Source organism: Streptomyces sp. NPDC029956, from assembly GCF_055574655.1.
Genome location: NZ_JBVHZJ010000008.1, coordinates 118,543 through 129,913 on the forward strand (window position 1 = coordinate 118,543; position 11,371 = coordinate 129,913).

Annotated in this window: 12 protein-coding genes; 5 read left to right on the forward strand and 7 right to left on the reverse strand. The window is 70.8% G+C overall.

All coding sequences use genetic code 11. The features are described 5' to 3' along the window. Window positions 1–45 precede the first annotated feature (45 nt). The 6 genes from ACZ4XX_RS08815 to ACZ4XX_RS08840 form a co-directional block, all read right to left on the reverse strand. On the reverse strand, window positions 46–738 hold the full coding sequence (locus ACZ4XX_RS08815; RefSeq protein WP_468507234.1) for a B3/B4 domain-containing protein: 693 nt from the start codon (window positions 736–738) through the stop codon (window positions 46–48). Between the two features lie 26 nt (window positions 739–764). After that, a complete protein-coding gene (locus tag ACZ4XX_RS08820) occupies window positions 765–1,364 on the reverse strand; it encodes a transglutaminase-like domain-containing protein (protein ID WP_468507328.1) in 600 nt (199 codons plus the stop codon). A gap of 98 nt (window positions 1,365–1,462) precedes the next feature. Beyond that, window positions 1,463–2,542 carry a threonine aldolase family protein gene (locus ACZ4XX_RS08825; protein WP_468507329.1) on the reverse strand — a complete coding sequence of 360 codons (1,080 nt, stop codon included), beginning with the start codon at window positions 2,540–2,542 and terminating at the stop codon, window positions 1,463–1,465. Further along, window positions 2,539–3,300 carry an SDR family NAD(P)-dependent oxidoreductase gene (locus ACZ4XX_RS08830; protein WP_468507235.1) on the reverse strand — a complete coding sequence of 254 codons (762 nt, stop codon included), beginning with the start codon at window positions 3,298–3,300 and terminating at the stop codon, window positions 2,539–2,541. Before ACZ4XX_RS08830 ends, ACZ4XX_RS08825 begins: the two co-directional genes overlap by 4 nt. Before the next feature lie 35 nt (window positions 3,301–3,335). Next, a complete protein-coding gene (locus ACZ4XX_RS08835) occupies window positions 3,336–4,751 on the reverse strand; it encodes a DUF6421 family protein (RefSeq protein ID WP_468507236.1) in 1,416 nt (471 codons plus the stop codon). 157 nt (window positions 4,752–4,908) lie between these two features. Then, complete coding sequence (locus ACZ4XX_RS08840; protein ID WP_468507237.1) at window positions 4,909–5,460, reverse strand: GNAT family N-acetyltransferase; 552 nt, start codon at window positions 5,458–5,460, stop codon at window positions 4,909–4,911. A gap of 172 nt (window positions 5,461–5,632) precedes the next feature. Here ACZ4XX_RS08840 and ACZ4XX_RS08845 point away from each other — a divergent pair, with 172 nt between their 5' ends. The 4 genes from ACZ4XX_RS08845 to ACZ4XX_RS08860 all read left to right on the forward strand — a co-directional run bounded on the left by ACZ4XX_RS08845 (window position 5,633) and on the right by ACZ4XX_RS08860 (window position 8,876). Continuing rightward, complete coding sequence (locus ACZ4XX_RS08845; RefSeq protein ID WP_468507238.1) at window positions 5,633–6,220, forward strand: DUF5134 domain-containing protein; 588 nt, start codon at window positions 5,633–5,635, stop codon at window positions 6,218–6,220. A 119-nt stretch (window positions 6,221–6,339) separates the two neighbouring features. Next, complete coding sequence (locus ACZ4XX_RS08850; protein WP_468507239.1) at window positions 6,340–7,281, forward strand: M56 family metallopeptidase; 942 nt, start codon at window positions 6,340–6,342, stop codon at window positions 7,279–7,281. 89 nt (window positions 7,282–7,370) lie between these two features. Beyond that, window positions 7,371–8,054, forward strand: coding sequence for a phosphatase PAP2 family protein (locus ACZ4XX_RS08855; protein ID WP_468507240.1), 684 nt, complete (start codon window positions 7,371–7,373; stop codon window positions 8,052–8,054). A 129-nt stretch (window positions 8,055–8,183) separates the two neighbouring features. Next, window positions 8,184–8,876, forward strand: a complete 693-nt coding sequence (locus ACZ4XX_RS08860; RefSeq protein WP_468507241.1) for a TetR/AcrR family transcriptional regulator — start codon at window positions 8,184–8,186, stop codon at window positions 8,874–8,876. Here the strand turns inward: ACZ4XX_RS08860 and ACZ4XX_RS08865 are convergent. Then, window positions 8,855–10,294: an LVIVD repeat-containing protein gene (locus ACZ4XX_RS08865; protein ID WP_468507330.1), complete on the reverse strand. Its 1,440-nt coding sequence runs from the start codon at window positions 10,292–10,294 to the stop codon at window positions 8,855–8,857. The genes ACZ4XX_RS08860 and ACZ4XX_RS08865 overlap by 22 nt on opposite strands. A 272-nt stretch (window positions 10,295–10,566) precedes the next feature. On the opposite strand from ACZ4XX_RS08865, the gene ACZ4XX_RS08870 reads away from it, so the two are divergent. Then, a complete protein-coding gene (locus tag ACZ4XX_RS08870; RefSeq protein ID WP_468507242.1) occupies window positions 10,567–11,214 on the forward strand; it encodes a DUF305 domain-containing protein in 648 nt (215 codons plus the stop codon). Window positions 11,215–11,371 lie beyond the last annotated feature (157 nt).

The window sequence follows — 11,371 nt, forward strand, 5'->3', positions numbered from 1 at the left end:
CTCCGGATCGCGGACGCATCGCCCCTCCGGGTCGCGGGCACTTCGTCACTCAGGGTCGCGGATCGTGATCCGCGCTCCCGGGCTGATCTTCTCCAGCGACTCCGCCAGTTCGGTGCCCGCCGCGAGGAGTTCGTCCCGGGTCATCGGGGCGAGCGATTCGAGCAGGAAGAACGCGTCGACGGTGTCGTCGTCGATACGGGTACGGGGGCCCTGGCGCCAGTTCCAGCGGCGGCAGGTCACGCCCTCCTCGTCGCACCAGACGATCTCCCCGGCCTCGGGGTGCTCCACCGTCTCCGCGCCGCCCGCCATGGTCACGAAGGGCTCGTCGCCGGTGGCGCGGACCAGGCGCATGGCACCCCGGATCCTGCCGAGGTCCTCTCCGCCGACCGGGATGAGATGGGCGACGCTCACCGCGTTGTAGGCGTCGACGAGCCGGTTGATGCGGGGCAGCCCGCCGTCCGCGAGCGCCCGCTTGGCGAGCGCCTCCGCGGAGTTGCGGGTACGGGAGGGCTTGGCGCCGAACGCGCTGTACGCGGCACGCCAGGCGGCGATGTGCGGGTCCTGGTCCGGGGTCCGGCCGTCGAGGCGCTCGGCGAGCCGGCGCGCGGCGTCGTCGAGGAGCGCCGAACCGGCCTCGTCACTCGGCCCGTTGACCAGGCCGTGGGCCTCGATCACCAGAGCGGTGAAGTCGGGTACGAGGGTGCGCACCTCGTCGGAGACGGTGAGCGTGAGGGTCATGGTCCGCCGTTCGCTGAAGTCCGGGGTCAGAGCTCCGTGGGGAGCGTCCGCCAGAGGTGGGGCCGGTCGGGCGCGGCGCGCAGCGCGTCCAGAACAGCCGCATGTGGTTCAGTGTAGAGCACCGGATAATCCACTTCATTGAACTCTGGCCGCACGATCCAGGCCAGCCGCTCCTCCCGCAGGGAGAACCGCGCGTCGACTCCGGGCTTGTTCCCGCGCACGTCCTGGCGGGCCCAGGCCCGCTCCCCCGGCAGCAGCACGGCGACGAGACCGTGGATCACCGGGTTCGAGCCGTCGTCGTCGGCGAGTCGCTGGTAGCAGAGGGCGGCCGGGATACCGCGGGCCCGCAGGAGCGCGGCGTACGCGATCGACTTGGCGTAACAGATGCCGGTGCGCTGCTCCAGGACGTCGGAGGCCCGCCAGGTGACGCGGGGGTCGTCGGCGTCGGCGGAGTGCGGGACGGTGTCCCGTACGTACCGGTAGGCCGCTTCGGCGTATGCGTATGCGTCGGGGTGCTCATCGGCGAGGCGCTGCGCGATCGCCCGGACCACCCGGTGGTCGTGATCGACGGCCTCACTCGCGGCCAGGTAGGCGGCGATGTCAGGGTCCTGCTGAACGAGATCGATGCGCTCCATGCGCGTGGAGCGTACGGAAACGGCCGGACGGAAGTCAATGACTTTCCGTCCGGCCGTATAGCTATGCAGCCAGCAGCGGGCAGTGACTCCTAGCGCGCCAGCTCTTCCTTCAGGGCCTGGAGGAAGGCGTCCACATCGTCCTCCGTGGTGTCGAAGGCGCACATCCAGCGCACGTCGCCCGCCGACTCGTCCCAGAAGTAGAAGCGGAACCGCTCCTGGAGCCGCCGGGTGACCTCGTGCGGCAGGCGGGCGAAGACCGCGTTGGCCTGCACCGGGTAGAGGATCTCCACCCCGTCGACCTCGCGCACGCCGGCCGCGAGGCGCTGGGCCATCGCGTTGGCGTGGCGGGCGTTGCGCAGCCACAGGTCCTTCGCGAGGAGGGCCTCCAGCTGCACCGACACGAAGCGCATCTTCGACGCGAGCTGCATGGACAGCTTGCGCAGGTGCTTCATGTGGCTGACCGCGTCGGGGTTGAGGACGACGACCGCCTCGCCGAAGAGCATGCCGTTCTTCGTGCCGCCGTACGAGATGACGTCGACGCCCACCGCGTTGGTGAACGCTCGCATCGGCACGTCCAGCGAGGCGGCGGCGTTGGCTATCCGGGCCCCGTCGAGGTGCACCTTCATGCCCTTGGCATGGGAGTGCTCGACGATCGCACGGATCTCGTCCACCGTGTAGACGGTGCCCAGCTCGGTGTTCTGGGTGATCGAGACGACCTGCGGCATCGCCCGGTGCTCGTCCTCCCAGCCCCAGGCCTGCCGGTCGATCAGCTCGGGGGTGAGCTTGCCGTCCGGGGTCGGCACGGTGAGCAGCTTGAGGCCGCCCATGCGCTCCGGCGCCCCGCCCTCGTCCACGTTGATGTGTGCGGACTCGGCGCAGACGACGGCGCCCCAGCGGTCGGTGAGCGCCTGGAGGGCGGTCACGTTCGCCCCGGTCCCGTTGAAGACCGGGAAGGCCTCGGCGGTCGGGCCGAAGTGGCCGTGCATGATCCGCTGGAGGTGCTCGGTGTACTGGTCCTCGCCGTAGGCGACCTGGTGGCCGTCGTTGGCGAGGGCGAGGGCCGCGAGGACCTCGGGGTGGGCGCCGGCGTAGTTGTCGCTGGCGAAGCCCCGGACCGACGGGTCGTGGTGACGACGTGCGTCGGTCCTGGGGCCGAGGGCCGCGGTCACGGCTTGGGGGTCAGCCACAGACGCTGTCCATTCACTTCCTGGGCGGGCCTGCTCCACAGCCCGGCGATCTCGTCGGCCAGGACGGTGACGTCGGTGAAGCCCGCGAACTTCGCGTTGGGGCGTTCGGCGCGCATGGCGTCGTGCACCAATGCCTTGATCACCAGGATCGCAGCCGCCGCCTGCGGGCCGTCGTCGCCCCCCAGCTTGCGGAACGAGTCGGCCATCGCCAGGGTCCAGGCCTCGGCGGCCGCCTTGCCGGCGTTGTACGCGGCGTTGTTGGCGAGCGGCTTGTGCGCGCCGACCTGGCTGATCAGGGCGTAGCGGCCGCGGCCGCCCGCCCGCAGCAGCCCGTCGTGGAAGGCGAGCGAGGTGTGCTGGACCGTGCGGATGAGGAGCTTCTCCAGGAAGTCCCAGTCTCCGAGGTCGGTCTCCATGAAGGAGGAGCTGCCGCGCCAGCCGCCGACGAGGTGGACCAGGCCGTCGATCCGGCCGAACTCCTTCTCGGTCTTCGCGGCCCAGTCGCGCGTGGCGTCCAGGTCGAGCAGGTCGACGGTGTCGCCGACGACCTTCGCGCCGCCGTGGGCGTAGCGGGCGGCGTCGACGGCGTCCGCGAGGCGCGTCGGGTCTGCGTCGGAGCCGACGACGGTCGCGCCCGCCTCGGCGAGGCGCATCAGCGTCGCGCGGCCGGCCGGGCCGGCCGCACCGGCGACCGCGATGACGGCGCCGTCGAGCGGTCCGCCGTTTCCGTTGGCGGTCATGGGCGACGCCTCCTCCGTGTCGTCGGTACGAGCGCTCACGCGGCAGCCCGCTCGGCCTGCTCGGTCCGCGAGACGTCGGCGGCGGTGATCCCCTTGGTGTCGGCGATCACGCCCTTCAGCTTCTTGGCGAGGGCCTCGAAGAACATGCTGAGGGGAAACTCGTCCGGAAGCACGTCGTCGACGAGCTTGCGGGGCGGGAGGGAGAGGTCGAGGGCGTCGGGACCCTTGGCCCACTTCGAGCCCGGGTGCGGGGCGAGGTAGGTGGAGACGAGCTCGTACGCCTTGAACCAGTGGACGAGCTTGGGGCGGTCGATGCCGTCGCGGTAGAGCTTCTCGATGTCGGCGCAGAGCTGGTTGGTGACCTCGGGGGCCCGCTGCCAGTCGATCTTGAGGTTGTTGTCCGTCCAGCGCACCACGTCGTTCTTGTGGAGGTACGCGAAGAGGAGCTGGCCGCCGAGACCGTCGTAGTTGCGGTTGCGGTCGCCGGAGAGCGGGAAGCGGAACATCCGGTCGAAGAGGACGGCGTACTGCACGTCACGGCCGTGGGTGTTGCCCTCGGCCTCCAGCTTCACCGCCTCCTTGAAGGCGGTGAGGTCGCAGCGGAGCTCCTCGAGGCCGTACATCCAGAAGGGCTGGCGCTGCTTGATCATGAAGGGGTCGAACGGCAGGTCGCCGTGGCTGTGGGTGCGGTCGTGGACCATGTCCCAGAGCACGAAGGCCTTCTCGCAGCGCTCCTGGTCGTCGATCATCGCGGCGATGTCGGCGGGCAGCTGGATGCCGAGGGTGTCGACGGCGGCCTCGGTGACCTTGCGGAAGCGCGCGGCCTCGCGGTCGCAGAAGATGCCGCCCCAGGTGAAGCGCTCGGGGGCCTCGCGGACGGCGATGGTCTCCGGGAAGAGGACGGCCGAGTTGGTGTCGTACCCGGCGGTGAAGTCCTCGAAGGTGATCCCGCAGAACAGCGGGTTGTCGTAGCGGGTGCGCTCGAGCTCGGCGAGCCACTCCGGCCACACCATGCGGAGCACGACGGCCTCGAGGTTGCGGTCGGGGTTGCCGTTCTGCGTGTACATCGGGAACAGCACCAGGTGCTGGAGCCCGTCCACGCGGTCGGCCGCCGGCTGGAAGGCGAGCAGCGAGTCCAGGAAGTCCGGGACGGTGAAGCCGCTCTCGGCCCACTTGCGCAGGTCGGAGACGAGGGCGCGGTGGTAGGCGCCGTCGTGCGGGACGAGCGGGGAGAGCTGCTCGACCGCGGCGGTGACCCGGTCGAGGGTCAGCTCGGCCAGGGCCTTGGCGGGCGCGTCCTCGCGCTCGAAGTCGATGGAGCCGTCCGCGCTCTGCCAGCTGCGGATCTCCTCCACGGCATTCTTGAGCTCGGGCCAGGCGGGGTGGTCGATCACCCGGGCGGCGGTGGATATCCCCCCACCAGTCACGTCCTGCACAAGAATTTCCGTCATGCCTCTTCCTTCACAGGAGAACCTCGCGTTAAGACACCGTAACCGTGGTCGGTTCTCGGCCACAAGAGGGGGCAAGGGAAATTATCCTGTGCGACCCCCCTGATCACAGAAGTTTTTCCTGTGAGCCAGGGGGGAGGCCACCCTTCCGCCGTGCTCGTCAGCTCAGCGGCTTCACCAGAAGCTCGAACTCCAGATCGTCGCGCTGAGGCAGACCGAAGCGCTCGTCGCCGTACGGGAAGGGGGTCATCCGCCCGGTACGCCGGTACCCGCGGCGCTCGTACCAGGCGATGAGCTCCGCCCGTACCGAGATCACCGTCATGTGCATCTCGCGGACGTCCCACAGTTCACGCACCCGGCGCTCGGCCTCCGCGATGATCTGCTTGCCCAGACCCGCCCCCTGGAGTTCGGGACGGACCGCGAACATCCCGAAGTACGCCGCCTCGCCGCGGTGCTCCAGCTGGCAGCAGGCGACGATCCCACCGTCGCGCTCGACGACCAGGAGCCGGCTGTCCGGCATGGTGATCACGGCGGCGACGCCCTCGGGGTCGGTGCGCTGCCCCTGGAGGATGTCCGCCTCGGTGGTCCAGCCGCCCCGGCTGGCGTCGCCCCGGTAGGCCGACTCGACGAGCGGGACCAGGGCCGGGACGTCGTCCAGGACCGCCTCGCGGTAGCTGATCCGGCCGGTCTCGTGCGACGTGGCGGTGTCCATGTGAACGGGGCTCCCCTCGGGTGCTGACGATCGTCGTACGCGATCGTCCCGAGCCTAACGCCCGCCCCTTTCACTTCCCCTCGTACGCCTGTGCGCACCTGTGCGCCCGCGTGTGCCCGGCCCGACCCGGGCATCCTCCGGGGAGGGGACGGCGTCGAGGGGGAGGTGTGCCGTGCACGGACCGGCCCTGTCCGGGTGGTTGATGGTCGCGCTCTGCGCGGCGACGGGCGTCTACTGCCTGCTGCGGATGCGCGCGTCCGCGGGGGCGGAGCGGCGGGCCGCGGGCGGCGAGGCGGTGATGGGCTTCGGGATGGCGTCGATGGCCCTGCCCGCGGCGGTGCTCACGCCGCCGGAGTGGAGCTGGGCGGTGTACGCGGCGGTGTTCGGCGGCGCGGCACTGCACGGTCTCGCGGCGGTCCGGCACGGCGGACACCATCTGCACCACTTCGTCGGCTCGCTCGCCATGGTCTACATGGCGGTGTCGATGGCTGCTCCCGGCGCGGGGGCGCACGCGGGGCACACAGCGGGCACGGCGGGCGGCCTCCCCGTCCTCACGGGCGGGCTGCTCCTCTACTACATGGTGTACGTGCTGCACGCGGGCGCGAGACTCGTGCCGGTCGCGGTGCCGGCGGCAGCGACGGCGGGCGGCCCGGTCCGCGGCGACGGCGGCGGACCGGCCTGGGCTGCCCGCCCGGAGCTGGCGCTCGCCTGCCGGCTGTCGATGGCGCTCGCGATGCTGGCCATGCTCGTGACGCTGTGAGTTCCGCCCGCCGCCCGACAGTCCTTCGAGCGGCGGCCCGGTCCAACCAAACCGTGGCGTACGTCACTTGCCGCCCCGGGGCATACCCCCGACCAGTACCGCGCTCATAGGCTGGCCGCATGTGGGTCTCCCTCGCGCTGTTCCTGCTCGGCGTTCTGACCGCCCTCGCGGCCCCCCGGCTGCTGTCCCGGGCGGACTGGGTCGAGCGAGAACCCGTGGTGGCCCTCTGGGTGTGGCAGTGCGTGATCGCCGCGGTGCTGCTGAGCTTCGCGCTCTCCATGACGTTCAGCGCGTCGACCGCCTGGCAGGCCGTAAGGGGGCAGATCTTCGCGCCCGCGCCGCGCGCGGTGATCGACGCGTACGAACTGGGGACGACCGGGCCCTGGTCCGCGGTGCTCGCGGTGGCCCTGGCGGCCGGCGGGGTGTGGACCGGGGCGATGCTGGGCCGGGAGTTCAGCCAGGCCCGGTCGCGGCGCAGACAGCGCCGCTGCGATCTGCTCGTCCGCGCGCCCCTGCTCCCCGGCGAGCAGCCGGGCGGCGAGCGCCTCGTGGTCCTGGAGGGCGAGCGGGCGAACGCCTGGTGGCTGGCCGGAAGCACACCCCAGCTGGTCATCACCACGGCGGCGCTGCGGCGGTTGAAGGGGCGTCAGCTGGACGCCGTCCTCGCGCACGAGCAGGGGCACGCGCGCGCCCGGCACGACTGGCTGCGGCACTCCTCGGCGGCGCTGGCCGCCGGGTTCCCGGGGATCCCGGTCTTCACGGCCTTCCGCGAGGAGATGCACCGGCTGGTGGAGCTGGCCGCCGACGATGTGGCCTCGCGCCGGTTCGGGCGGCTGACGATCGCGCTCGCGCTGGTCGAACTGAACGAGGACCGGGGCGTGTTCGGACCCGGCCAGGCCCCGTACGGCGATCTGCCGCGCCGGGTGAACCGGCTGCTGACCGCGGCGCCCCGGCTCACCGCGTGCCGTCGTCTCCGGCTCACCGCGGCCGCTTCCCTGGTGCCGGTGGTCCCGGTACTCGTGGCCTTCGTCCCGGCGCTCAGCGCGCTGGGACAGGGGTGACGGGGGACTCGCCGGTCCGGTCGCGCGCGGCGGCGCGCGCGGCGGGCGGGAAGGATCATACGAAGCCGATCGTCGGGCAGGATCGAGGCATGCGCTCCTCCGCCGTGATCTCCGGGGCCCTGGCCGTTCTCCTCCTCGTCCTCGTGGCCGTGGGGTGGACACCCCTGCTCGCCCTCGACAGATCGGTGACCGAGACCCTCCACCGTGACGCGGTGGCCGAACCAGGCCTCACCCAGGTGCACCGCTTCCTCAGCGACTGGGTGTGGGACCCGTGGACGATGCGCGCGCTGGCCGCCGCGACGGTGGTGCTGCTGTGGTGGGAACGGGAGCGCCGCCTCGCCCTGTGGGTGGCCGTGACGAGCCTGCTGGCCGTGGGGCTCCAGCAGGGGCTCAAGACGCTGGTGGGGCGGGACAGGCCGCAGTGGACCGACCCGGTGGACTCGGCGCGCTTCGCCGCCTTCCCGTCCGGGCACGCGATGACGGCCATGGTCACCTGCGGGCTGCTGCTCTGGGTCCTCGCGCTGCGCTGGCGCGGCGAGTGGCGCGGCTGGGGCGCCCTCGCGAGCGTGGCGGTCGTCTCCGTGCTCGGGGTGGGGTGGACGCGGGTCTATCTCGGCGTGCACTGGCCCTCGGACGTGCTCGGGGGCTGGCTGCTCGGCTGGTGCTGTGTCGCCGTGGCGGTCCTGACGTACCGCTGGAGCGAGCGGCGCTTCCCCCGGTCCGGCCCGACGGACGCGGACGTCCAGGGGAGCAGAATGAGAGGAACAGGGTGAAGCCGCCTGTTCTGGACGATCCCCCGTGTCGCCCAGAACAGACGGCATCCCCGGCGGTCTGCCACGCGGGCATGCCGACGGGATGCGCCGAGTATATTGGCTGGCAGCCAGTCAACGCAGGAGTCCAGCATGTCGCCGCGTAGCCCATCGGTCAATGAAGAGCTTCGGCGCAGGTCCCGCGAGCGCATTCTGCAAGCCACGGTGGAGCTGGTCGACACACGTGGTTACGAGGCGACGACGCTCGGCGACATCGCGGAGCGGGCCGGTTCGGCGCGGGGACTGATCTCGTACTACTTCCCCGGCAAGCGGCAGCTTCTGCAGGCCGCGGTGCACCGGCTGATGCATCTCACCCTGGAAGAGGCCCTGGAGCGCGAGCCGCGCACGGAGGACGGCCGCGAGCGCATGGCGCGCGCGATCGACGCGATCCTGGGGCTCGCGGCGGAGCGCCCCACCCTGATGCGCACCCACATGGCGGGCATTCTGCAGGCCGAGGGGTTCGTGCAGTGCGAGGAGCAGCAACGCCTGGCGTTCTTGCTGCGCGACACGGTCACGCGGTACGGCTCCGAGGACGTCGACACCGACTACCCGATGCTGCGCGCCCTGCTGATGGGCGCGGTGGTGGCGGTACTGCTCCCGGGGGCCAAGATGCCGCTGTCGCGGCTGCGTTCGGAGCTGTTCCACCGGTACGGCCTGGACTGGGAGGCGGGCGCGCCGCCGGACGGAGGTCCGCCCGACGGCGCGCCGGCGGTCAGGCCGTCAGCCGGCCGTCGCGGTCCGACGGCCGGCGGTCACGACTCCGCTCAGTCGTCGAAGTCGAAGTAGTCCGGCTGGGTCTGGACGTTGAGTTCGTCCATCCGGATCCGCTTCGCGGGGTCGGTACGGCGGTCGGAGAGCTTCAGGACGTCGAAGCCCTTGGCGATGTCGTTCGAGTAGATGTAGCCGTTGTAGTAGTACGCGGACCAGGAGCCACCGGTGGCGATGGTGGTCGCGGACAGCGGGCCGCGCTCGAAGTAGGCGATCTCCTTGGGCTTGCGGGAGTCGGTGAAGTCCCAGACGGAGATGCCGCCCTGGTACCAGGCCTGGACCATGATGTCCTTGCCCTTGACCGGGATCAGCGAGCCGTTGTGGGCGACGCAGTTCTCGGTGTCGGCCTGGTGGCGCGGGATCTTGAAGTAGCTGCGGAAGACGAGCTTGCTGCGCTTGCCCTTGCCGACGATGTCGTAGATGCCGTCGGCACCGCGGTTCGGGCCGACCTCGGCGTTGCAGGTGGCCGCGCCGCCGCCGCCGAGCTCGTCGGTGAAGACGACCTTGTCGGCCTTCTGGTTGAAGGTCGCGGAGTGCCAGAACGCGAAGTTGACGTTGTCCTGGACGCGGTCGATCACCCGCGGGTGCTCGGGGTCCTCGATGTCGAAGAGGATGCCGTCACCCATGCAGGCGCCGGCGGCGAGGTCCTTCTCCGGGAGCACGGTGATGTCGTGGCAGCCCGTGGTCTTGGAGACGCCCGGGTTGGTCGGGCCACCGGGGTTGCCGCCGCCGTCCGGGCCCTCGCCCGGGAAGAGGACGGGGAAGCCGACGAGCGCGGCCTTCTCGGGCGCCTTGCGGGGCACCTTGATGACCGAGATGCCGTCGTGCGGGGGCTGGCAGTCGGGGAAGGCGGCGTTGGGCGAGTACGACGAGACGTAGATGTAGACGTCCCGCTTCTTGGGAACCAGCGTGTTGGTGTGCGAGCCGCACGCGGTCTCGACGGCGGCGACGTACTTCGGGTTCCGGACGTCGCTGATGTCGAAGATCTTCATGCCCTCCCAGGATTCCTTGACCGAGGCGGGCTGCGTCGTGCTGGCGCAGGAGTTGTCGCTCCGGGAGGAGTCCGTCGAGAGGAACAGCAGGTCCCCGGAGACGGATATGTCGTTCTGGGAGCCCGGGCAGAGGACCTGGGCCACGGTCTTCGGGGACTTCGGGTTGCTGATGTCGAAGATCCGGAAGCCGTCGTAGTTGCCGGCGAAGGCGTACCTGCCCTGGAAGGCGAGGTCCGAGTTGGTGCCCGGGAGGGCGTCCTTGGGGATGTTGGCGAGGTGCTCGATGTTCGAGCTGTGGACGATCTCGTCCACGCCGGGTATGTCACCGCTCTGGATCGCGGCACGCGCCTCGGCCGCCTGCTCCGAGGAGACCTTGCCCTGGGCGGGCACGTCTCCCGGGTCGGGGGTCGCGGTGGCTGGGCCGGCCATGAGCATGGTGGCCATCAGTCCGGCCGCGGCGGATGCCACGCCAAGGCGTCTGAGCCTGACACGCGGGTCGCGCGTGATGGACGTGGTACGCGGGGTACGCAACGAAGTCACTCCGTCCTCCCTGGTATCCGTTCAGCGTTGAACGGGTGTTGGACCCCGGCAGTATCTTCCTTGCCGTGCACATCTCAACAGATGGCAACACAGACGTAATGAAGGTTTTTGATCGGTAGCCCCGAGAAAAGTGCTAGGAACGGTCACTGTCCCCGCAAGAACATCTGGAGGTCGCGTTGTTGATCCGCCGCCAGCGTGCCGTCGTCGCCGTGGCCCTGTCCGCCGTCGCCGTACTCGCCCTGACCGCCTGCGAGTCGGGGCCCGACAAGGGCGCACCGGAGGCCAGGAGTTCGGCCGGGACCGTGGTCGCGCCGGGCAAGCCCGGGGAACCGGCCAGGCGGATATCCCCCGAGGAGGCCGCGAAGCTGCTGCCGGACCAGAGCCCGAACAGCGCCGACTTCACCTATGCGCAGATGATGATCGTGCATCACCGGCAGGCCCTGACCATGACCGCACTGGCCTCGCAGCGGGCATCCTCGGCCCAGGTGAAGGGCGTCGCCGAGCGGATCGCGGCGGCGCAGAAGCCGGAGATCGGCGCGATGGAAGGTTGGCTGAAAAACAACGGTGGTCCGCGCGAACAGGCGGGCCACGACCATCACTCGATGGCGGGCATGGCGAGCGAGGCACAGCTGAAGCAGCTCGAGAACGCGAAGGGCAAGGCCTTCGACGAGCTGTTCCTGAAGCTGATGATCACGCACCACGAGGGGGCGGTGACGATGGCCGCCGAGGTGCTGAGCGAGGGCAACAACGTCCTCGTGGAGGAGATGGCGAACGACGTGATCGCCCAGCAGTCGGCGGAGATCGGAAGGATGCGGGGACTCTAGGCGGCACCGCGGGGCGCGACGGGGCGCGGCCCGCGCAGCGGGGGGGGGGGGGGGGGGGGGGGGTGGGTGGGGGGGGGGGGGGGGGGGGTGTTGGGGGGGGGGGGGGGGGGGTTCTGTTGGGGTCGTTTTGTTGTGTCCTGTCACACTTAACATTGGT